Annotated in this window: 17 protein-coding genes; 16 read left to right on the top strand and 1 reads right to left on the bottom strand. The window is 52.4% G+C overall.

The genetic code is table 11. The features are described 5' to 3' along the window. Window positions 1–74: 74 nt before the first annotated feature. The 4 genes from RUMCAL_RS04245 to cls all read left to right on the top strand — a co-directional run bounded on the left by RUMCAL_RS04245 (window position 75) and on the right by cls (window position 6,515). Entirely contained in the window at window positions 75–2,261 is a 2,187-nt protein-coding gene (locus RUMCAL_RS04245) for an alpha-galactosidase (protein WP_040646942.1), read from the top strand. Between the two features lie 49 nt (window positions 2,262–2,310). Next, window positions 2,311–3,594 carry a galactokinase gene (locus RUMCAL_RS04240; RefSeq protein WP_021681325.1) on the top strand — a complete coding sequence of 428 codons (1,284 nt, stop codon included), beginning with the start codon at window positions 2,311–2,313 and terminating at the stop codon, window positions 3,592–3,594. A 23-nt stretch (window positions 3,595–3,617) separates the two neighbouring features. Next, the gene (galE, locus tag RUMCAL_RS04235; RefSeq protein ID WP_021681324.1) at window positions 3,618–4,607 is read left to right on the top strand and encodes a UDP-glucose 4-epimerase GalE; all 990 of its coding nucleotides are present in this window, start codon (window positions 3,618–3,620) and stop codon (window positions 4,605–4,607) included. Between the two features lie 378 nt (window positions 4,608–4,985). Next, window positions 4,986–6,515: a cardiolipin synthase gene (cls, locus tag RUMCAL_RS04230; protein ID WP_051343653.1), complete on the top strand. Its 1,530-nt coding sequence runs from the start codon at window positions 4,986–4,988 to the stop codon at window positions 6,513–6,515. 63 nt (window positions 6,516–6,578) lie between these two features. Here the strand turns inward: cls and RUMCAL_RS04225 are convergent, their stop codons facing one another. Next, window positions 6,579–7,217, bottom strand: a complete 639-nt coding sequence (locus RUMCAL_RS04225; protein ID WP_040646940.1) for a LexA family protein — start codon at window positions 7,215–7,217, stop codon at window positions 6,579–6,581. A gap of 216 nt (window positions 7,218–7,433) precedes the next feature. On the opposite strand from RUMCAL_RS04225, the gene RUMCAL_RS15350 reads away from it, so the two are divergent. From RUMCAL_RS15350 to RUMCAL_RS04170, 12 genes are all read left to right on the top strand, one after another. Next, window positions 7,434–8,120 carry a hypothetical protein gene (locus RUMCAL_RS15350; protein ID WP_156902408.1) on the top strand — a complete coding sequence of 229 codons (687 nt, stop codon included), beginning with the start codon at window positions 7,434–7,436 and terminating at the stop codon, window positions 8,118–8,120. Next, the gene (fumC, locus tag RUMCAL_RS04220; RefSeq protein WP_040646939.1) at window positions 8,104–9,480 is read left to right on the top strand and encodes a class II fumarate hydratase; all 1,377 of its coding nucleotides are present in this window, start codon (window positions 8,104–8,106) and stop codon (window positions 9,478–9,480) included. The genes RUMCAL_RS15350 and fumC overlap by 17 nt, the downstream gene beginning before the upstream one ends. Before the next feature lie 49 nt (window positions 9,481–9,529). Beyond that, window positions 9,530–10,312, top strand: coding sequence for a CoB--CoM heterodisulfide reductase iron-sulfur subunit B family protein (locus RUMCAL_RS04215; RefSeq protein WP_021681315.1), 783 nt, complete (start codon window positions 9,530–9,532; stop codon window positions 10,310–10,312). Between the two features lie 12 nt (window positions 10,313–10,324). Further along, the gene (locus RUMCAL_RS04210) at window positions 10,325–10,705 is read left to right on the top strand and encodes a 4Fe-4S dicluster domain-containing protein (RefSeq protein ID WP_021681314.1); all 381 of its coding nucleotides are present in this window, start codon (window positions 10,325–10,327) and stop codon (window positions 10,703–10,705) included. Window positions 10,706–10,717: 12 nt separating this feature from the next. Further along, window positions 10,718–12,718 carry a CoB--CoM heterodisulfide reductase iron-sulfur subunit A family protein gene (locus RUMCAL_RS04205; RefSeq protein WP_021681313.1) on the top strand — a complete coding sequence of 667 codons (2,001 nt, stop codon included), beginning with the start codon at window positions 10,718–10,720 and terminating at the stop codon, window positions 12,716–12,718. After that, window positions 12,709–13,149: a hydrogenase iron-sulfur subunit gene (locus tag RUMCAL_RS04200; protein ID WP_021681312.1), complete on the top strand. Its 441-nt coding sequence runs from the start codon at window positions 12,709–12,711 to the stop codon at window positions 13,147–13,149. The genes RUMCAL_RS04205 and RUMCAL_RS04200 overlap by 10 nt, the downstream gene beginning before the upstream one ends. Then, the gene (locus RUMCAL_RS04195) at window positions 13,134–14,108 is read left to right on the top strand and encodes a 4Fe-4S dicluster domain-containing protein (protein WP_021681311.1); all 975 of its coding nucleotides are present in this window, start codon (window positions 13,134–13,136) and stop codon (window positions 14,106–14,108) included. Before RUMCAL_RS04200 ends, RUMCAL_RS04195 begins: the two co-directional genes overlap by 16 nt. Continuing rightward, complete coding sequence (locus tag RUMCAL_RS04190) at window positions 14,108–15,142, top strand: 4Fe-4S dicluster domain-containing protein (protein ID WP_021681310.1); 1,035 nt, start codon at window positions 14,108–14,110, stop codon at window positions 15,140–15,142. Before RUMCAL_RS04195 ends, RUMCAL_RS04190 begins: the two co-directional genes overlap by 1 nt. After that, window positions 15,139–15,999 carry an FAD/NAD(P)-binding protein gene (locus tag RUMCAL_RS04185; protein ID WP_021681309.1) on the top strand — a complete coding sequence of 287 codons (861 nt, stop codon included), beginning with the start codon at window positions 15,139–15,141 and terminating at the stop codon, window positions 15,997–15,999. Before RUMCAL_RS04190 ends, RUMCAL_RS04185 begins: the two co-directional genes overlap by 4 nt. A gap of 18 nt (window positions 16,000–16,017) precedes the next feature. After that, window positions 16,018–16,692 carry a 4Fe-4S dicluster domain-containing protein gene (locus RUMCAL_RS04180; protein ID WP_021681308.1) on the top strand — a complete coding sequence of 225 codons (675 nt, stop codon included), beginning with the start codon at window positions 16,018–16,020 and terminating at the stop codon, window positions 16,690–16,692. 14 nt (window positions 16,693–16,706) lie between these two features. Next, window positions 16,707–18,308, top strand: a complete 1,602-nt coding sequence (locus RUMCAL_RS04175; protein WP_021681307.1) for an FAD-dependent oxidoreductase — start codon at window positions 16,707–16,709, stop codon at window positions 18,306–18,308. A gap of 331 nt (window positions 18,309–18,639) precedes the next feature. Further along, window positions 18,640–21,249 carry a cation-translocating P-type ATPase gene (locus RUMCAL_RS04170; RefSeq protein ID WP_040646930.1) on the top strand — a complete coding sequence of 870 codons (2,610 nt, stop codon included), beginning with the start codon at window positions 18,640–18,642 and terminating at the stop codon, window positions 21,247–21,249. Window positions 21,250–21,331: the final 82 nt, after the last annotated feature.

Below are 21,331 nucleotides of genomic sequence, written 5' to 3'. Positions count from 1 at the left end.
GTATGATGTGACAAGATTCGAAGAATGGAACTGCAATGTCATACGGTTTTCTGTATCCTGAAGGAGTGTTGGATATGGCAATCAAGATCAATACAGAAAAGCGAATTTTTACACTGGAAACGAAGCATACCATGTACCAGATGCAGGCGGACACCTACGGGGTCCTGCGGCATCTCTGGTACGGTGCAAAGACTGGCTGTGACATGTCCTATTTGCAGGACTATCCGGACGTAGGCTTTTCCGGAAATCCCCATGATGCCGGAAATGACCGCACCTATTCGCTGGACACCCTGCCGCTGGAATATGCCGGAGCAGGCATAGGCGATTTTCGGGTGCCGGCAGTGGAGGCGGTACACGCTGACGGCAGCTGTGCACTGGATCTGCGGTACTACAGCCACACGGTGAAACAGGGCAAGTATGCCATTGCCGGTCTGCCGGCGTTGTATGCCGGAGAGGACGAAGCGGAAACACTGGAAGTGGTTCTGCGGGATACGGCTTCTGCGGTGGAAGTGACTTTGAAATACGGCGTGCTGCCGGAACTGGACATTGTGACACGCTGTGCAGAGATCCGCAATCTGGGCGAAGCACCGGTGACACTGACCAAGGCGGCAAGCCTTTGTCTGGACATGGGACAGGGCAGCTGGGAGTGGATACACTTCTACGGCAGACACGCCATGGAACGGCAGGCAGAACGCCGTCCGCTGCTCCACGGCATTCAGGAGAGTTCCAGCACCCGCGGTACGTCCAGTCATCACCAGAATCCCACCGTGCTGCTCTGCACACCGGACTGCACGGAAACCTCCGGTGCCTGCGTGGGGGCGGCTCTGGTCTACAGCGGCAGCCACCAGACCAAGATCGAGTGCGACCAGCTGGGGCAGGTGCGTGTAGTCATGGGAATCCACCCCGACCTGTTCCGCTGGGAGCTGGGAGCAGGGGAGTGTTTTGCCACACCGGAAGTGCTGCTGTCCTATAGCAGCACCGGACTGGAAACTTTGTCCCACCAGTTTCATCGGGCAATTCGGGAACACATCTGCCGCGGCAAGTATCAGCTGGCAGAACGTCCTGTGCTGATCAACAACTGGGAAGCCACCTATTTCGGCTTCGATACGGAAAAGATCCTGCACATTGCCGAAGAAGCTGCACGCCTCGGCGTGGATATGCTGGTGCTGGACGACGGCTGGTTCGGCAAGCGGGACGACGACTGTTCCGGTCTGGGGGACTGGTTCGTCAATGAGAAAAAACTCTCCGGCGGACTGCACGATCTGGTGGAGAAGATCAAGGCGATGGGTATGCGGTTCGGCATCTGGTTCGAGCCGGAGATGATCTCCGAGGACAGCGACCTCTATCGGACACATCCGGACTGGGCAATTCGAATTCCGGAGCGTTCGCCGATGCGGGGACGGTATCAGCTGGTGCTGGATATGACCAATCCGGAAGTACAGGAGTACCTGTTCCGTGTCATGAGCGAAGTGCTGCACAGTGCAGACATTTCCTATGTCAAGTGGGACATGAACCGCAGCATCAGCGACTGGTACACCCAGACTCTGCCCGCAGACCGGCAGGGAGAGATGCCTCACCGTTATGTGCTTGGCTTGTACGCCCTGCTGGAACGGCTGACGGCGGCGTTTCCGGAAGTACTCTTTGAGGGCTGCAGCGGCGGCGGCGGCAGATTTGATGCCGGTATGCTGTACTACTGCCCGCAGATCTGGTGCAGTGACGATACCGATGCCCGCGAACGGACAAAGATCCAGTACGGCACATCGTTCTTCTATCCCGTTTCCGCAGTGGGCTCTCACGTTTCCACCGTGCCGAACCACCAGACCGGTCGCATCACGCCGTTTGAAACCCGTGCGGTGACGGCTATGGCAGGCAGCTTCGGCTATGAACTGGACTTGAATCTGTTGTCTGATGCGGAAAAGCAGGCTGTGACAGAGCAAATTCAGCAGTTCAAGGCTTATGGCCCGCTGATCCACAACGGCAGGTACTACCGTCTGACCAACCCCATGACCGATGCAGAAGCGATCTGGGCATTTGCGGCACAGGACGGCAGCGAGATACTGGTGCAGGGCATGATCTTCCACGCCGAAGCCAACACCCTGCGGCATCAGGTGAAGCTGCGGGGACTGTGTGCAGAAAAGCAGTACCGGCTGGACGGCACGGAACAAGTCTACACCGGTGCGGCACTCATGGTAGGCGGCGTGCTGCTGCCGAAGGCATGGGGCGATTATACGCCGGTATCCATGCACTTTACAGAAGTTTGAGGAAATTCCGCACAGTACGGGAAAAATGAAATGAGAGGATATGCGAACGATGATGACAGTTGCAGAGTGGAAACAAACACTGAAAGCGGGAAAGCTGGACAAGAAGCTGAAACAGTTGTATGGTGACGATGCAGACATGCTGGTGCACCAGAAGAAACGGTACGCGGCGGCACTGGACGAATTTGCGAAGCTGTATCCCCAGCGGAAACAAGTCGGCATTTTCTCGGCTCCCGGACGCACCGAAGTCGGCGGCAACCATACCGATCACCAGCACGGCTGCGTGCTGGCGGCGGCGGTGAATCTGGACGTGATCGCCGTTGTCGGTTTTCATCGGGAGGGCGTGATCCGGCTGAAATCTATGGGCTATTCCCAGATTCAGGTGCAGCTTTCCGATTTGTCAAAGAAGCCGGAGGAGGAAGGCACTTCCACGGCATTGATTCGGGGAATCGCTGCGAAATTTGCAGATATGGGTGTATCCCTCAGCGGCTGGGATGCTTACTCCACTTCGGAGGTGCTCAGCGGCAGCGGGCTTTCCTCCTCGGCAGCGTTTGAGGTGCTGGTGGGAACGATCATCGACCAGCATGACAACGGCGGAAAAGCCGGTGCAGTGGAAATTGCCAAGATCGGACAGTATGCGGAAAATGTATATTTCGGCAAGCAAAGCGGCTTGATGGATCAAATGGTCAGTTCCGTAGGCGGTTTCGTCTGGATCGATTTTGCGGACACCGAAAAGCCGGTGATACAGAAGCACACCTTTGACTTTGCACAAGCAGGATACTGTCTGTGCATCACAGATACCAAGGGCAGCCACGCCGATCTGACACCGGATTATGTGGCGGTTCCGACAGAGATGAAGCAGGTTGCCGCTTATTTCGGAAAGTCTGTCCTGCGGGAGGTTTCCGCAGAGCAGTTCCGGAAAGCCATTCCGCGGCTGAGAAAGACCTGTTCCGACCGTGCCATTCTCCGTGCGGCACATTTCTTTGCAGAGAGCGAACGGGCAACTGCGGAGACAAAGGCACTGGAAGACGGCGATCTGTCCGCATTCTTTGCACTGGTGCGGGAGTCCGGCACTTCTTCTGCGGAACTGCTGCAAAATCTGTTTTCCTGCCAGAAGCCCACAGAACAGGCGATTCCGCTGGGCATCTGGTACAGCAAACAGTTCCTTGGTGAAAAGGGTGCTGTGCGGGTACACGGCGGCGGCTTTGCCGGAACCATTCAGGCATTTGTGCCGGTGGAAGAAGCCGAGGCATATTGTCAGTGTATGAACCAGCTGTTCGGAAAGGGCAGCTGTCACAAGCTTTCTGTCCGTCCGCTGGGCGGTGTCAGAGTTTAAGCTTTTGGAAAGGAGCAATTGCAATGCGTATTTTAGTATTGGGCGGAGCCGGATATATCGGTTCCCATACGGCACTGGAACTGGTGCGTGCCGGAGAAGATGTGATCGTGGCGGACAATCTGGTGACAGGGCACCGCGAAGCCATTCCGGCAGGGGCAAAGTTCTATCAGGGCGACCTGCACGACTTTGCATTTCTGGATAATCTGTTTCAGCAGGAGCAGATCGATGCAGTCATTCACTTTGCGGCATACTCGCTGGTGGGAGAGAGCGTCACAAATCCGCTGAAATATTATGACAACAACCTTTGCGGCACACGGGTGCTGCTGGAGGCAATGGTCAAAAATCACGTGGACAAGATCGTCTTTTCCTCCACCGCAGCAACCTATGGCGAACCGGAGCACATTCCGATTCTGGAAACCGACCGGACGCTGCCGACAAACCCTTATGGAGAAACCAAGCTGGCAATGGAAAAGATGTTCCACTGGACGGCAAACGCACATGGACTGCGGTATGTTTCCCTGCGGTATTTCAACGCCTGCGGAGCAGATGCCAGCGGCACCATTGGCGAGGCACATAATCCGGAAAGCCACCTGATCCCGCTGATTTTACAGGTGCCCAACGGCAAGCGGGAAGCGATCTCCATTTACGGCACAGACTATGACACGCCGGACGGCACCTGCATTCGGGACTATATCCATGTGACCGATCTGGCACAGGCACACATTCTGGCAGTGCAATATCTGCAAAACGGCGGGGAAAGCAGCATTTTCAATCTGGGCAACGGCGTAGGTTATTCTGTGCGGGAAGTGATCGAAACTGCCCGCAAGGTGACAGGGCACCCGATTCCCGCAGTGGAAACCCCGCGGCGTGCCGGCGATCCTGCACGGCTGGTGGCTTCCAGCGAAAAGGCAAAGGCTGTGTTGGGCTGGGAACCGGTACATGACAGTCTGGAAGAAATCATTGCCAGTGCATGGAACTGGCACCAGCATCACCCCGACGGCTATGCCGAGTAAAGGAAACATAGAATTACCATTTAAACGTGAAAATTAAACGTGAAAAAAAGCACCTCATTTTGAACTGCACCTAATTGTTAGATTTTTTTGGTCTAACTTTTGGGAATTCAAAATGAGGTGCTTTCATCATTTTTGTGCTTTTCTGCAAATTCTTTTTTAAATTTTTCGAATTCTGCATCGAAATCTTCTATTCCCACTGGAAGTCAACGAGTTTCTCGTCCGATACGTTTTCTTATATCAGCAAACCGCCCTACTTTTTCTCCAAAAGTGAGGCTTGCCTTTTTTCGAAAAATCTGCTATACTAAAAGAGATGAAGGCAACACCGCATAAAGCTTGTGCAGTGTTGCCCGAAGCAATTCCGGAAAGGAGCGTGATGTTGTGCGGCGAAAGCTGAAAAAACTGATCAGCATGTTGACCAGCCGAGTGGTAATTATCGGATTCCTGATTGTCTTGCAGCTGGTGTGGTTTGTGATCTTGTTTCTGCGGCTGACACAGTATGCAACGTGGATCAATATTACATTTATCGGACTGAGTCTGGCGATTGAATTGTATATCATCAACAAGTCCGGAAATCCCTCTTATAAAATTCTCTGGATGCTGTTTATCGGTACGTTTCCGCTGTTGGGCGGAATGATGTATCTGCTGTTCGGGGACAAGCGTCCCTCGCGGCGGATTCGCCGGCAGCTGCACCACGGCAGACGGGTGATCGGGATTCGTCCCTCTGTAGGTTGTTCTGCGGCGGCGTTTCCGGTACGCATGGCGGAAACCAGTTTCTATCTGGAAAGCAGCGGTTTTCCCATGTACCAGAATACCAAGGTGGAATATTTTTCTTTGGCAGATGAAGCGTTTCCCCGACTGCTGGAGGATCTCCGGAAAGCCAGACATTATATCTTTATGGAATATTTTATCGTGACAGAGGGAGTCATGTGGGATTCGATCAAAGCCATTCTGAAAGAAAAGGCAGCCGCCGGCGTGGAAGTACGCTTCGCCTATGACGATCTGGGGAGCGTGGGCTGTCTGCCGAAGAATTTCCGGAAAGAACTTGCGGCGGCGGGAATCCATGTGCTGACGTTCAACCCGTTCCGACCGGCACTTTCCGCGGTGATGAACAACCGGAACCACCGGAAGATCACTGTCATTGACGGCTATATTGCCTATACCGGCGGCTTCAATCTGGCAGATGAGTATATCAACCAGAAACAGCGGTTTGGGCACTGGAAAGACACCGGACTGCGGCTCTATGGCGAGGGCGTGTACAGCCTTACGCTGATGTGTTTGGAACTGTGGAATGCATTCTACAACACCAATGACAACTGCAAGAAGTACCTGCCACACCGGTATCATCCGGAACCGTTTCCCACAGACGGCTATGTGCAGCCCTACTGCAACTCGCCCTTTGAAAATGAAACGCTGGCACAGGATATTTATCTGGATCTGCTGTATCAGGCGAAAGAGTATGTGTATATCTTCACGCCGTATCTGGCAATCGATGACGAAATGCAGCACGCCCTTTGCATGGCGGCACAACGCGGGGTCGATGTGCGGCTTGTGACACCGGGGATTCCGGATAAGCGTGTGGTGTATTCTCTCACCCGTTCCTATTATGAGCCGCTGATTCGGGCAGGGGTGCGGATCTATGAGTATACGCCGGGATTTATCCATGCCAAAAGCTATCTGGTAGATGACAGGATCGGCATTGTAGGAACGATCAACATGGACTATCGCAGTTTGTACCTGCACATGGAGTGTGCGGCGATGCTGGTGGAATGCAGTGCGTTGCAGAAGATGAAGCTGGACTGCGTTGTGACCATTGAGAAAAGCCGCCGTGTGACGCTTCAGGACTGCAAGCGTCGCCGGCACAGTCTGCTCTGGCAGGCGATCCTGCGGACGATCAGCCCGCTTCTGTAATTTTGCAATTCCAAAACAAAGCGGCAGACAGTTTCCCCAACTGTCTGCCGCTTTTTGCTTGTCTTAAAAAATACTCATGAATCCGACTGCTTTTCCCAGTATGCGGATATTGTCCAGTTCTTCTCCCACATAGACCAGCGGAGAGTATGCCGGATTTTCCGGTACCAGCTGTAAGCGTGCGTGCTCTCTGTCGTAGTAGACCCGTTTCAGCGTGGCTTCGTCGTCAATGATTACAGCCGCGATCTCGCCGTTTTCCACCATGGGCTGGCTGCGGATAAACACCGCATCGCCGTCGTAGATCCGTGCCCCGATCATGCTGTCGCCCCGTGCCAGCAGACAGAAGTCCGCAGCAATTTCTGCATCAGCGATCAGAAAGGTTTCCCGATCTTCCTGTGCAAAAATCGGTTCGCCGCAGGCGATCTCACCCAGCAGCGGAAAGCGTTTCAGCTGAATCGGGCGAAGATTGGGATAGTCCTCCCATGAAACAGGCGGTTCTTCGGGGCTGTCATAGCCCAGCAGCCACGCTTCCTTTACGCCGAGAGCCTTCGCCAGCAGCCGCAGCTTGCTCTCCTTCGGGCGGAAAGAGCCGGAACAATACTGGCTCATGGTGGAACGGGAAATGCCGGTTTTGGCACACAAGTCAGACTGCGTCATGTGTTTTTGCTGCATCGCCTGCTGCAGCCGGTTGTGGAATGTTTCCATAGGGGTATACCTCCGTTGTTCTGTTTTTCGGAACAACTGCATTATACCACGCTTTTCGGGAAAAGACAAGTGGATTCGTTAGATTTTTTGAAGAAACCGGACAACTTTTCAAACCGGCGGAAAATCGGCTGCGATTTCTGTAAAATTATAGTTAGCTTATACTAACTATGAAAAACCACATTCTCGTTTCGGGAAACAAAGTTTTTTCAAAGGGGCATGACAAAAAAACAGCGTATTTCCGCGAAAAACTTTGCAAAACATGAGGTGTTTCAAAAGCTGTTGATTTTTTCACAAAGAAATGGTATAATGCAAAATGACATGAAATTTCCCGAATGGTGTCGTGTGACAGAAATTTTACCATTCGGGAATCGACACCGGAGGCTGTTATGCCGCTTGTTCATACAAAATTTGCGATTGTCCCTTGAAAAATCAGGCGGAATATGTTATAATATCATAGATAGTACATCATGTAGTTTTTCTCTGGAAAAGCGACGGCTTTCGGGGAGAATTCTTGATTTTTCTGTCGGGAACTGTCACAGACAGTTTCACTATGGCGGTGCTGTGCCGTGTTGTACAGCAGATTTTTTTGTGCCGTGCCGCCGTGAAAATGACGTTCGGACAGGACGGGATCAGGAGCCGCTTTCAGCGGTTCCGACAGCGAAGAAAGGCTGTTCTGTCATAAAAGTATGTTTCCGTGAAAGGGTGCATTGCATCGGCACGGGGATCCGGCTGTGGAACCGCAGAAAGACTGCGGACAAGCAGCCCGAACTGACGGACTGCAGCCGAGGGCAGGACAGTCTTTTTACCGGACACAAAAGCGTTTCTGCCGCACAGCAGAAACAGACACAATCACCATCATCAAAATTTCAAAATAGGAGAGATGAACATGGAGTATCGCATTGAACACGATTCGATGGGCGAAGTAAAGGTGCCCGCCGATAAGTACTGGGCAGCACAGACAGAACGCAGCCACGAGAACTTTCTGATCGGTGTGGGCATTGAAACCATGCCCCGCGAGATCACACACGCTTTCGGTATCCTGAAAAAGGCTGCCGCTATGGCAAACCACAAGCTCCGTCCGGAGCGTATGACAGAGGAGAAGCTTTCTGCAATCTCCACTGCCTGTGACGAAGTGATCTCCGGCAGCCTGAACGAGCATTTTCCGCTGGTTGTATGGCAGACGGGCAGCGGCACACAGTCCAACATGAACGCCAACGAAGTTATCGCAAACCGCGGTAATGAAGTTGCCGGAAAGAAGATCCTGCACCCGAATGACGATGTCAATATGAGTCAGTCTTCTAACGACACATTCCCCACTGCAATGCATATCTCTGCTGTTCTGGCTGTAGAGGATAAGGTACTGCCGGCAATTGACGAATTGGTGGCTACCTTCCGCCGTCTGGAAGAAGAACACAAGGGCATTGTAAAAAGCGGCAGAACCCACCTGCAGGATGCAACACCGATCCAGTTCTCGCAGGAGATCAGCGGCTGGCGTACTTCTCTCGAGCGTGATCGCGAGATGCTCGTTTCTGCGTTGCCGTACCTGAAGACACTGGCACTGGGCGGCACCGCAGTTGGTACCGGTCTGAATGCACCGGAGGGCTTTGATGTAGAAGTTGCCAAGGCAGTTTCTGAACTGACCGGCAAGGACTTCGTCACCGCTTCCAACAAATTCCACGCACTGACCAGCAAGGATGAGATCGTATTTGCACACGGTGCCCTGAAGGCTCTGGCTGCGGATATGATGAAGATCGCCAACGACGTTCGCTGGCTGGCAAGCGGTCCGAGAGATGGTCTGGGTGAAATCACCATTCCGGAAAACGAACCGGGTTCTTCCATCATGCCGGGCAAGGTCAATCCGACACAGTGCGAACAGGCAACGATGGTTGCTGTTCAGGTAATGGGCAACGACGTGGCAGTCGGCATGGCAGCTTCTCAGGGTAACTTTGAGCTGAACGTATTTATGCCGGTTTGTGCGTATAACTTCCTGCAGTCTGCACGTCTGCTGGCAGAGTCCATTGTCTCCTTCAATAAGAACTGTGCAGTGGGCATCTGTGCAAACCGCGAAAAGATGCACCATAACCTGCACAATTCTCTGATGCTGGTAACCGCACTGAACCCCTACATCGGTTATGAGAATGCTGCAAAAACTGCAAAGAAGGCGTTCCATGACAACATCTCGCTGAAGGAAGCCTGCGTAGAGCTGGGATTCCTGACAGCTGAACGGTTCGACGAAGTATTCCATCCCGAGGAGATGGCGTGAACCGTCTGCACTTCGGTGCAAAAAAACAGGAAGGAAAGGTAGTTTTGCTATGACATACAGTTATTTTCCGGGCTGTACACTGAAGACCAAGGCGAAAGACCTCGATCACTATGCTCGGATCTCTGCTGAAGCACTGGGCTTTACTCTGGAAGAACTTCCGGACTGGCAGTGCTGCGGCGGTGTGTATCCAATGGCGAAGAATGAGATCGCAACCAAGCTCTCATCGATTCGTGCACTGGCAAAAGCAAAGGAACTGGGACAGCCTCTGGTTACCCTTTGTTCTGCCTGTCATAATGTCATCAAGCAGGTCAACCATGATATGCAGACCGATGACAACATTGTTCTGAAAGCAAACAATTATCTGAAGCTGGCAGAGCCGTATCAGGGCGAAACCGAAGTTCTGCATTATCTGGAAGTACTGCGGGACAAGGTCGGCTTCGATGAACTGAAAAAGAAAGTGGTAAATCCGCTGAAGGGCAAGAAGATCGCCGCATATTACGGATGTCTTCTGCTCCGTCCGGGAAAGACCATGCAGATGGATAATCCGGAGAATCCGAAGATTCTGGAAGACTTTATCCGTGCAATTGGTGCAACACCGGTACTGTATCCGATGCGGAACGAATGCTGCGGCGGCTATCTGACACTGGACGAAAAGTCTGTGGCAGAGTCCAGAAGCAACAAGGTGATGGCCAGTGCCAAGGACCACGGTGCAGAAATGGTGATCACCGCATGTCCGCTTTGTCTGTACAACCTCCAGAAGAATTCCGGCGTTTCGGATCTGCCGGTCGTATACTTTACCGAGCTGCTGGCGGAAGCACTCGGTCTGAAATAAGGAGGAACGAAAATGGCAGATTTGAAAGAACTCGTTCTGACGACCAGCGGCGTGAATCCGCTGAAGTGTATGCGTTGCGGAAAGTGCAGCGGTACCTGTCCGTCTTATGATGCAATGGAATATCATCCGCATCAGTTTGTATATATGGTGGAAAAAGGTGACATCGAAAAGCTGATGGCATCGAAGTCCATTTATACATGCCTGTCCTGCTTTGCCTGCGTAGAACGCTGCCCGCGTGACGTGGAACCGGCAAAACTGGTGGAAGCAGTCAGACTGGCGGTAATCCGTCAGCAGGGACAGAATCACCTGAAATCGGAGCAGATTCCCGAAATGCTGGACGACGATTTGCCGCAGCAGGCAATCGTCAGTGCATTCCGGAAATACAGCAAATAAGGAGGCATAAAAATGCGGAGAATAGGTGTTTTTGTATGCCACTGCGGTACGAACATTGCGGCGACCGTCGACGTAAAAACTGTTGCTGAAACTCTTGGAAAAGAGCCGGCAGTCGTTTATGCGACCGACTATCCCTATATGTGCTCAGAGGCAGGCCAAAACATAATCAAAGATGCGATCAAGGAGTATCAGCTGGAGGGCGTTGTTGTATGTTCATGTTCGCCCCGTATGCATGAGGCAACTTTCCGTAAGACTGTTGCAGCAGCAGGCCTGAACCCCTACATGCTGGAAGTCGCAAATATTCGTGAACAGTGCTCGTGGATCCACAAGGATATTCCGGAGGCAACCGCAAAGGCAATCGTCCTCGGACGTGCAGCAATTGCAAAGGTTCTGCTGAATACCCCGCTGATCGCCGGCGAAAGTCCGGTAACCAAGCGTGCTCTGGTCATCGGCGGCGGTATCGCAGGTATCCAGACTGCTCTGGATATTGCAGAAGCCGGCTATCCGGTAGACATCGTCGAAAAGGAACCGACCATCGGCGGTAAGATGACACAGATCGATAAGACATTCCCGACACTGGACTGCTCGTCCTGTATCCTGACACCGAAAATGGTAGAATGTGCACAGAACGACAAGATCACGATCTACTCCTACAGTGAAGTAGAAGCAGTGACCGGTTTCGTGGGCAACTTCAGCGTCAAGATTCGCCGTAAGGCTCGTTTTGTCGATGAGGATAAGTGTACCGGCTGCGGTGCATGTACGGAAAAGTGTCCGGTAAAGAACATTCCGGACGCTTACAATCTGGGACTGAGCAACCGTCACGCTGCATATATCCCGTTTGCACAGGCAATCCCGAACGTTGCTGTTCTGGACTCCACACGCTGCATCAAGCTCACCAAGGGCAAGTGCGGTCTGTGTTCGACAGTTTGCTCTGCCGGTGCGATCGACTACGAGCAGAAGGAAACTTTCGTAGAAGAAAAGTACGGTGCAATCGTTGCCGCTACCGGTTACAATCCGATCAACATTGACGGCTATGACGAATTCGCATATTCCCAGAGCAAGGACGTTGTCACTTCTCTGGAATTCGAGCGGATCCTGAAGGCAGACGGTCCGACAGAAGGTCATTTGCAGCGTCTGTCCGACGGCAAGCAGCCGAAGACACTGGTATTCGTACAGTGCGTCGGCAGCCGTGAATCCGGTTCTCAGCATGGCTGCGGTAAGGAATACTGCTCCAAGATCTGCTGTATGTATACCGCAAAGCACGCAATGCTGTGCCGCGAAAAATATCCGGATACCGATGTCTATGTATTCTACATCGACGTTCGTACACCGGGCAAGAACTATGATGAGTTCTATCGCCGTGCCGTAGAACAGTATGGCGTACATTATATTAAGGGTATGGTCGGCAAGGTTGCTCCGCAGTCTGACGGCACACTGGATGTTCAGGCTTCTGATCTGATCTCCAACGAACAGCTGCACATCAAGGCAGATATGGTCGTTCTGGCTGCTGCGATCGAAGCAGACAAGAGTGCCCGTCCGCTGGCAACCATGCTGACTGCAAGCATGGATACCAACGACTTCTTCACAGAAGCTCACGCAAAGCTGCGTCCGGTAGAATCCCCGACAGCCGGTGTATTCCTTTCCGGTGTTTGTCAGGGACCGAAGGATATTCCGGAAACCGTTGCACAGGCTGGTGCCGCTGCTTCTAAGGTTATCGGTCTGCTGGCAAAGGACAAGCTGTCCTGCAACCCGTGCGTATCCCATTCGGATCCCATGAAGTGCAATGGTTGCTCGTCTTGTGCAAATGTCTGCCCGTACGGTGCAATTACTTATGAGGAGAAGGACTTCAGCCGCCGTCAGGACGGCTCGATGATTCGCCGCGTAGCAGTTGTCAATGAGGCAGTATGTCAGGGCTGCGGTGCTTGTACCGTTGCATGCCCGTCCGGTGCAATGGATCTGAAGGGCTTCGCAACCGGTCAGATTATGGCGGAGGTAGATGCAATATGCAAGTAAATCAGGAATTTAAACCGAAAATCGTCGCATTCTGCTGTAACTGGTGTTCTTATGCAGGTGCGGACCTTGCGGGTACAAACCGTTCAAACTATCCGGCAGATGTCAAGATCATTCGTGTACCTTGCTCCTGCCGTGTCAATCCACTCTTTATTCTGCGTGCATTCCAGCGTGGTGCAGACGGCGTGATCCTCTGCGGCTGTCACCCGGGTGACTGCCACTATACCACTGGTAACTACTATGCCCGCCGCAGAATGACACTGCTGTTCTCGATGCTGGATTATCTGGGTATCGAGAAAGAGCGTACCCGTGTAGAATGGGTATCCGCCGCAGAAGGTGCAAAGTTCGCTGCAACCATGAATGAGTTTGTAGAAACTGTCACTGCACTGGGCGAGAACAAAAGACTGGAGGATCTGAGATGCAAAGCGAAATGATGAAAAGAGCCTCCGAGCTGTTGGCAGACGGTACAGTTGTTCGTGTGCTGGGCTGGAAAAACGGTGAGTTTGTCTATGATCCCACACCGGCTGTGTTCGATTCTGCAGAAGCTTTGGAAAAGGATTTTGTATATCACGATTTCTGCGGCAGCAATCTGTCGAAGTATCTGATCAAACTGTCTAAGCTGGAGGGCAAGACACTGGTTTTCCTGAAGCCGTGTGATTCCTATAGCTTCAACCAGCTGCTGACAGAACACCGCATCAAGCGGGAAAACGTTTACATCATCGGCGTTCCCTGTGACGGCAAGCTGGATCCGGATAAGGTACGTGAAGCCGGTGCCGAGGGCATTCTGGGCATCACCACTGACGGTGACACCGTAAAGGCGGAAACCATGTACGGTGAAGTTTCTGTCAGCAAGAAGGACTGCCTGCTGGAACGCTGCGAAGTCTGCAAGAGCCACAAGGTTGTTGTCTACGATGAGATGCTGGGCGAAAACGGTGAGGAAAATCCGGAGTCCGGTCGTTTCGATATGGTCGCAAAGCTGGAGGCTATGACACCGGAAGAAAGATTCGCATTCTGGCGTGGGGAACTGTCCCGCTGCATTCGCTGCAACGCCTGCCGCAACATCTGTCCGGCATGCAGCTGCGAACAGTGCGTCTTTGACAATCCGGCATCTGGTGTTTCCCAGAAGGCAGCAGCAGACTCCTTCGAAGAAAATATGTTCCACATTATTCGTGCATTCCACGTAGCAGGTCGCTGTACCGACTGCGGTGAGTGCTCCAGAGTATGTCCGCAGCACATTCCGCTGCACCTGCTGAACCGGAAGTTCATCAAGGATATTAACACTTATTATGGTGAATATCAGGCTGGTGCAGAGGAAGGCAGCCGTGCACCGCTGGTGAACTTCACCAAGGAAGACTGCGAGCCGAATGTGGTTTATAAAGGAGGCAGCAAGTGATGAAAAAAGTATCTCGAGAAAATCTGGACGCTTTGTTCGCTGCCATCGCAGAAGCAAAGAAACTCTATCTGCCGGTTGCTGACGGCACCGATGAAAAACGCGGTGTAAAGTACAGCGTCTGGACACCGGAAGCAAAGTATGCTGCAGAGGCAGTCAACACTGTCCGCAGTGCCAAGGACTTTTTCTTCCCGCAGGTAGAAAACATGGTCAACTTCAAGGTCAACGGCAAGAAGATCGAAGTCGATGATATTCGTACTGAGTGCGAGGACTTTGTGATCTTCGGCGTGCGTGCCTGTGATGCGGCAAGCTTCAAGATCCTGGACAGCGTGTATCTGTCGGAACCGGTAGATACCTACTATCAGAACCGTCGGGAACACGGCGTGGTAATGACCATGTCCTGCAGCAAGCCCAGTGAAACCTGCTTCTGCTCGGTATTCGGTATCGATGCCGCAGAACCGGCTGGCGATGTCAGCTGCTGGCTGACAGATGATGCAGTGCTGATGCAGGCAAACACCGAAAAGGGTGAGGCTCTGCTGGCTTCTTTGCCGATGCTGGAAGATGCCGCAGACGATGCTGCGGAAGAATCCAAGGCAAAGACCAAGGCAATTCTGGAAAAGCTGCCGCTGAAGAACCTCTCTACCGACTCCTTTGGCGGAGATAAGCTGATGGAACTGTTCAGTTCCGATAAGTGGGCAAGCCTGTCAGAAGCATGTCTGGGCTGCGGCACCTGTACTTTCGTGTGCCCGACCTGTCAGTGCTATGACATTCGCGACTATGACACCGGTCACGGCGTACAGCGGTTCCGCTGCTGGGACAGCTGTATGTACGCTGACTTTACCAAGACAGCCGGCGGTCAGCCGCGTCCCACACAGCTGGAGCGTTTCCGTCAGCGGTTCATGCATAAGCTGGTTTACTATCCGGCAAACAACGACGGCGTATTTGGCTGCGTTGGCTGCGGTCGCTGCATGAAGAGCTGCCCGATTTCCATGAACATTGTAAAGGTCATGAAGACTTTAGGGGAGGGTAACGCATGAAACAAGAAGCATTGATTCCGAAGGTCGGCGTGGTAACTGACATTCGTCAGGATACTCCCGATGTCAAGACATTCCGCGTGGTCGGTCTGGACGGAAACAAACTGTTCGAGCATATGCCCGGTCAGTGTGCGATGGTTTCCATTCCGGGCATTGGCGAAGGTATGTTCTCCATTACATCTTCTCCGACAAACAAGGAATTCATGGAATTTTCGATCAAGAAGTGCGGCTGTCTGACAAGCTGGCTGCACATGATGGACGTTGGACAGGAAGTCACCGTCAGAGGTCCGCTGGGAAAGAACTTTCCGGTGGAAACCGTTCCGACACCGGAAAACGGCAACTATGGTCTGAAGGGAAAGGATCTGCTGTTTATCGCCGGCGGTATCGGTCTGGCTCCGCTGCGTTCCGTCATCAACTATTGCCGTGACAAAAAGCGTGAGAATCCTGGCGCTTATGGTTCTCTGCATATCATTTACGGCTCCCGTTCCAAGGACGATCTGGTAGACTATCAGGAAATTCTGGACGAATGGAGTCAGGACTGCAAGGTGGATCTGACCATCGACCGTGAACAGGAGGGCTGGGACGGTCACGTTGGCTTTATTCCGAACTATGTCAAGGAACTGAAGCCGGACCTGAACCGTACTGTTCTGATCTGCGGACCTCCGATCATGATCAAGTTCACACTGGACGGTCTGAAAGAACTGGGCTTCCAAGAAGAACAGGTCTATACCACAATGGAACTGCGTATGAAATGCGGTATCGGCAAGTGCGGACGCTGCAATATCGGTGACAAGTACGTCTGCAAGGACGGTCCGGTATTCCGCTTTGATGAGCTGTCCGAACTGCCGAACGAATATTAATGGTAAAGGAGAATTCACATGGAACAGATGGTTAATGTGTTCGTGATGGGCAAGAAGTATGAGGTTCCTGCCAGTCTGACCATCATGAAGGCTTTGGAATACGCTGGCTATAAACTGGTTCGCGGCTGCGGCTGCCGAAATGGTTTCTGCGGTGCCTGTGCAACAATTTACCGGATCAAGGGTGACAGAGAACTGCACACCTGTCTGGCATGCTCCACACAGGTGGTAGAAGGCATGTACATCACACAGCTGCCGTTCTTCCCGCTGATCAAGGAGATCTATGACATCAACGAGGTTCGTCCGGACGAAACCGTAATGATGAAGAACTATCCGGAAATCTATTCCTGCATCGGCTGTAACGCTTGTACCAATGCTTGTACACAGGGTCTGAACGTTATGCAGTATATCGCATATGCACAGCGTGCGGAATATGCAAAGTGTGCAGAAGAATCTTTCGACTGCGTTATGTGCGGCGTATGTTCTTCCCGCTGTCCGGCTGGTATCTCGCACCCGCAGGTTGCAATGCTGGCTCGCCGCCTGAACGGTAAGTACATTGAACCGAAATGTCAGCATCTGGCAGATCGTGTCAAGGAAATCGAAGAAGGCAAGTGCGAAGAAGCAATCCGTGCAAATATGGCACTGAGCGATGCGGAGATTCGTGAAAAGTACAACAATCGTGAGATTGAAAAGTAAGGAGGTGCGGTATCATGTATACGGAAGAAATGCTGGAATCCATTAAGAAGGTAGAAGCAAAGCGTGCAGAAAATGCTGCAATGGAACCGAGAAGAATGACCGCAGAGGAAAAGGATCAGGTTCTGAAAGAAAACCACCCGGACTATCGCGAAGATCAGTTCGACGTGCTGACTGTTGGTCCGAACAAGGGCGAAAAGGCTCCGAAGGAACTGGTAAAAATGCTCCAGTCTGACAGCCGCCTGAAGGACAACCTGCCGGATCTTTCCTGTCCGGATTATGAAACCGACGTGCTCATCATCGGCGGCGGCGGTGCTGGTGCATCTGCTGCGATCGAAGCAGACAATGCCGGCGAAAAGGTTATGATCGTAACCAAGCTGCGTATCGGTGATGCAAACACCATGATGGCAGAAGGCGGCATTCAGGCTGCGGATAAGCCGAACGATTCTCCGGCACAGCACTTCCTCGACTGCTACGGCGGTGGTCACTTTGCTGCGGACAAGGAACTGGTTTATAAGCTGGTTACCGAGGCTCCGGAGGGCATTGAATGGCTGCAGGATCTGGGCGTTGAGTTCGATAAGGACGCAGAAGGCAACATGATCACCACCCACGGCGGCGGTACTTCTCGTAAGAGAATGCACGCTGCGAAGGACTACTCCGGTGCAGAGATCATGCGTACCCTGCGTGACGAAGTGCTGAACCGTAAGATTCCGGTAGTGGATTTCACTTCTGCAATCGAACTGATCATGGACGACAAGGGTCACTGTGCCGGTGCCGTTCTGATGAACATGGAAACCGGCGAGATCCTGATCGCCAAGGCAAAGGTTGTTATCATTGCTACCGGCGGTGCAGGCAGAATGCACTATCAGGGATTCCCGACTTCCAACCACTACGGTGCAACCGCAGACGGTCTGGTGCTGGCTTATCGTGTGGGTGCTCCGCTGCGTGAGCAGTACACCCTGCAGTATCACCCGACCGGTGCTGCATTCCCGGAACAGATCTTCGGTGCACTGGTTACCGAAAAGGTTCGTTCTCTGGGTGCAAAGCTGGTAAACGTAGACGGCGAAGTCTTCATGAACCCGCTGGAAACTCGTGACGTTACCGCATCTACCGTTATTCGTGAATGCCGCCGTGGCAAGCAGGTAGACACTCCGACCGGTGGTCAGGGTGTATGGCTGGACGCTCCGATGATCGACATTATTCACGGCGAAGGCACGATCGAAAAGCGGATTCCGGCAATGCTGAGAATGTTCCTGAAATATGGCATCGACATTCGGAAGCAGCCGATGCTGATCTATCCGACTCTGCACTACCAGAACGGTGGTGTCAAGGTTGGCACAGACAGCCAGACCTGCGTAGAAAACCTGTTCGTTGCCGGCGAAGCTGCTGGTGGTGTACACGGTGAAAACAGACTGATGGGTAACTCCCTGCTGGACGTTATCGTATTCGGCCGTAACGCTGGTAAGTACGCTGCTGCAAAGGCAAAGACTGTTGAAGTCGGCAAGCTGACTCTGGATCACGTTGCAAAGTTCGAAAAGGAACTGGCTGACGCTGGTATCCAGCCGGACGAAGTTTCTCCGAAGCTGCTGCCGGATTATACCCGCAAGGTAAACGACTAAAAACGTCTGTCACAGACAGCAATATCATATAGAAAGAGCCGATGATGCGGAAGCGTGTCATCGGCTCTTTTGTGAACTTTTTTCTTTTTACTTGACAAGATTCATGAAGTTGGGTATAATATTAAGAGTAAAAGAGAGTAGCTGGCAGGAGATTCTCCTGTTTATGCGGCGTCAGTACGGTCGTTTGAGAAAATGACCCGCTTCATATCTAAACGGCAAGACTTTTACGGAGCACGTTTGACAGGAGAGTTGTCGGTTCCGTATGGTCTTGCCGTTTTTTTCTGTCCGTGCCTGTCCGACCCGTATGCTACAAAGGAAAGGAATGTTGTACATGAACGAACATTATCGGCAGAAACCCGAAGAACTCTGTCAGGAGTTAGGCACATGTCCAGAGGGACTATCGTCGGAAACTGCGGCGAAACATCTGGAACAGTATGGGAAAAATGCCATTGCAGAGGCGAAAAAAAAGCCGACGTGGCTGATTTTTCTGGAACAGTTCAAGGATTTTCTGGTCATTATTCTGATCATCGCCGCCCTGATCTCTGCATTTACCGGCGATCTGGAAAGCTTCATTGTCATTATCGCCGTAATCACCATGAATGCGATTCTGGGAACGGTGCAGACTGTCAAGGCGGAAAAGTCGCTCTCCAATCTGAAAAAGCTGTCGTCGCCTACGGCAAAGGTGCTCCGTGACGGACAGACAGCAATCCTGCCGGCAGAGGAGATCACTGTTGGTGACGTAGTTCTGCTGGAAGCCGGCGACCAGATCCCCGCGGACGGCAGACTGATCGACTGTGCATCACTTCAGACAAACGAAAGTGCCCTCACCGGCGAAAGCACCAATGTGGAAAAATCTCTGGACACCATTACAGATGAAGTGCCGCTGGCAGACCGGAAGAATATGGTGTATTCCGGTGGATTTGTCACCTACGGACGCGGTGTGTACGTGGTTACAGAAGTGGGCATGCAGACCGAAGTGGGAAAGATCGCTTCCCTGATCCAGAACGCAGAGGCTCGGAAAACCCCGCTGCAAATCACACTGGACCAGTTCGGAAAGCGGCTTTCTATCGGTATCATGATCGTCTGTGCACTGGTGTTCGTGCTGAGCATGATTCGCGTTGATGTAATCAATTTCAGTGCAGTTATGGATTCCCTGATGTTTGCCATTGCTCTGGCAGTTGCAGCGATTCCGGAGGCGTTGAGTTCCATTGTCACAATCGTGCTGTCGTTTGGTACTCAGAAGATGTCGCAGGAACACGCCATTATGCGAAAGCTACAGGCAGTCGAGGGACTGGGTTCTGTTTCCGTCATTTGTTCGGATAAAACCGGTACCCTGACACAGAACAAGATGACCGTCCGGAAAATCGTGGTGCAGGATCATATCATTGCCGCCGAAGATGTCAGTCCGGAAAATCCAGAGGAACAGGAGCTGATTCTGGCTTCCGTGCTGTGCAGTGATGCCACATGTCAGGACGGTACTGAGATCGGTGACCCGACGGAAACGGCTCTGGTGCGGTTTGCCCAGAACTGCGGGCTGTCCGATGAGAAAATGCGTGGGGAACATGCCCGCATCAGCGAGATTCCCTTTGACTCCGACCGCAAGCTGATGTCTACTTTGAACCAGCACGGTGATGTGCGGAAAATGTACACCAAGGGTGCAACAGACGTGCTGCTGAACCGCATGACATGTTCTGATGCAGAGAAGCAGGAAATTGTGGAACAGGTGGAAGAATTGTCGAAACAAGGTCTGCGTGTACTCTGTTTTGCGGCAAAGCCGTTTTCCGGTGATACGCTGAGCGTTGAGGACGAAAACGACCTGACCTATCTGGGACTGATTGCCGAAATGGACCCGCCCCGTGAGGAATCCAAACAGGCAGTTGCAGAGTGCAGATCTGCTGGAATCAAGCCGGTAATGATCACCGGTGACCACATTGTCACCGCCTCGGCGATCGCCAAGGAGATCGGCATTCTGGAAAAGCCGGAAGAAGCTGTAGAGGGTGCGGCACTGGACGCTTACACCGACGAGCAGCTGGTGGACTTTGTGGCAGACAAATCGGTTTATGCCCGTGTGACACCGGAGCATAAGATTCGCATTGTCCGTGCATGGCAGAAGCGTGGCAATATCGTTGCCATGACCGGTGACGGTGTCAACGATGCACCGGCACTGAAACAGGCTGATGTAGGCGTGGCAATGGGCATCACCGGTACAGAGGTTTCCAAGGACGCTGCGGCAATGATTCTGACGGACGACAATTTCGCCACCATTGTCAAGGCAGTGAAGAATGGCAGAAATATCTACGAGAACATCAAGAAGGCAATTCTGTTCCTGCTGTCCGGCAATCTGGCGGGTATCATTACAGTGCTGTTCTGTTCGCTGGCAGGGCTGCCGGTGCCTTTTGCTCCGATCCACCTGCTGTTTATCAATCTGCTGACAGACTCTCTGCCGGCAATTGCACTGGGACTGGAACCCCATTCCGATGACGTGATGAAGAGAAAGCCTCGTCCGGCGAATGAGTCGATCCTCACCAAGGGCTTTCTGGCAAAGGTGGGCTATTCCGGCGTGATTATCAGTATCGCCACCATTGGTGCGTTCCTGCTGGGCTATTTCTATCAGGGAGCACACAATGCCGGTGCAGCTATGACCATGGCATTTGCCACACTGTGCATGGCACGTCTGTTCCACGGTTTCAGCTGCAAAGCAGAGAAGCCGGTGATCTTTTCCAAGCGTCTGTGGAATAATCCGTTTGCGATTCTGGCGTTTGCAGCAGGCATGGTACTCATTAACGCTGTGCTGTGGATTCCGGCACTGCATGGATTGTTCCAGATCGAAAACGGCATGTCCGGTGTACTGATCGGTGCAATTTATGGTTTCAGCTTTGGCTCTATGATTCTGGTACAGATCGTAAAGGCGATTGTTGCAGCTGTAAAGAAATCCAAGTAAAGACAGCATTGCACAAGCTTTATTCAGTGTTTCCCTAAAAAATCCTGTGGCAATACCGCACAATCTTTGTGCGGTATTGCCC

The organism is Ruminococcus callidus ATCC 27760 (assembly GCF_000468015.1).
Taxonomy (GTDB): Bacteria; Bacillota; Clostridia; order Oscillospirales; family Ruminococcaceae; genus Ruminococcus_C; species Ruminococcus_C callidus.
Note: the sequence above shows the minus strand (reverse complement) of the source record. Positions and strands in the feature narration are given on the sequence as shown.

Bases quoted from the DNA above. Each gene is read 5' to 3' on its own strand.
- RUMCAL_RS04195 (WP_021681311.1), top strand. From the start codon at position 13,134: ATGCAAAGCGAAATGATGAAAAGAGCCTCCGAGCTGTTGGCAGACGGT.
- RUMCAL_RS04205 (WP_021681313.1), top strand. From the start codon at position 10,718: ATGCGGAGAATAGGTGTTTTTGTATGCCACTGCGGTACGAACATTGCG.
- RUMCAL_RS04215 (WP_021681315.1), top strand. From the start codon at position 9,530: ATGACATACAGTTATTTTCCGGGCTGTACACTGAAGACCAAGGCGAAA.
- RUMCAL_RS04190 (WP_021681310.1), top strand. From the start codon at position 14,108: ATGAAAAAAGTATCTCGAGAAAATCTGGACGCTTTGTTCGCTGCCATC.
- RUMCAL_RS04170 (WP_040646930.1), top strand. From the start codon at position 18,640: ATGAACGAACATTATCGGCAGAAACCCGAAGAACTCTGTCAGGAGTTA.
- RUMCAL_RS04225 (WP_040646940.1), bottom strand. From the start codon at position 7,217: ATGGAAACATTCCACAACCGGCTGCAGCAGGCGATGCAGCAAAAACAC.
- RUMCAL_RS15350 (WP_156902408.1), top strand. From the start codon at position 7,434: ATGACAAAAAAACAGCGTATTTCCGCGAAAAACTTTGCAAAACATGAG.
- RUMCAL_RS04200 (WP_021681312.1), top strand. From the start codon at position 12,709: ATGCAAGTAAATCAGGAATTTAAACCGAAAATCGTCGCATTCTGCTGT.
- RUMCAL_RS04175 (WP_021681307.1), top strand. From the start codon at position 16,707: ATGTATACGGAAGAAATGCTGGAATCCATTAAGAAGGTAGAAGCAAAG.
- galE (WP_021681324.1), top strand. From the start codon at position 3,618: ATGCGTATTTTAGTATTGGGCGGAGCCGGATATATCGGTTCCCATACG.
- RUMCAL_RS04210 (WP_021681314.1), top strand. From the start codon at position 10,325: ATGGCAGATTTGAAAGAACTCGTTCTGACGACCAGCGGCGTGAATCCG.
- RUMCAL_RS04240 (WP_021681325.1), top strand. From the start codon at position 2,311: ATGATGACAGTTGCAGAGTGGAAACAAACACTGAAAGCGGGAAAGCTG.
- RUMCAL_RS04180 (WP_021681308.1), top strand. From the start codon at position 16,018: ATGGAACAGATGGTTAATGTGTTCGTGATGGGCAAGAAGTATGAGGTT.
- RUMCAL_RS04185 (WP_021681309.1), top strand. From the start codon at position 15,139: ATGAAACAAGAAGCATTGATTCCGAAGGTCGGCGTGGTAACTGACATT.
- RUMCAL_RS04245 (WP_040646942.1), top strand. From the start codon at position 75: ATGGCAATCAAGATCAATACAGAAAAGCGAATTTTTACACTGGAAACG.
- fumC (WP_040646939.1), top strand. From the start codon at position 8,104: ATGGAGTATCGCATTGAACACGATTCGATGGGCGAAGTAAAGGTGCCC.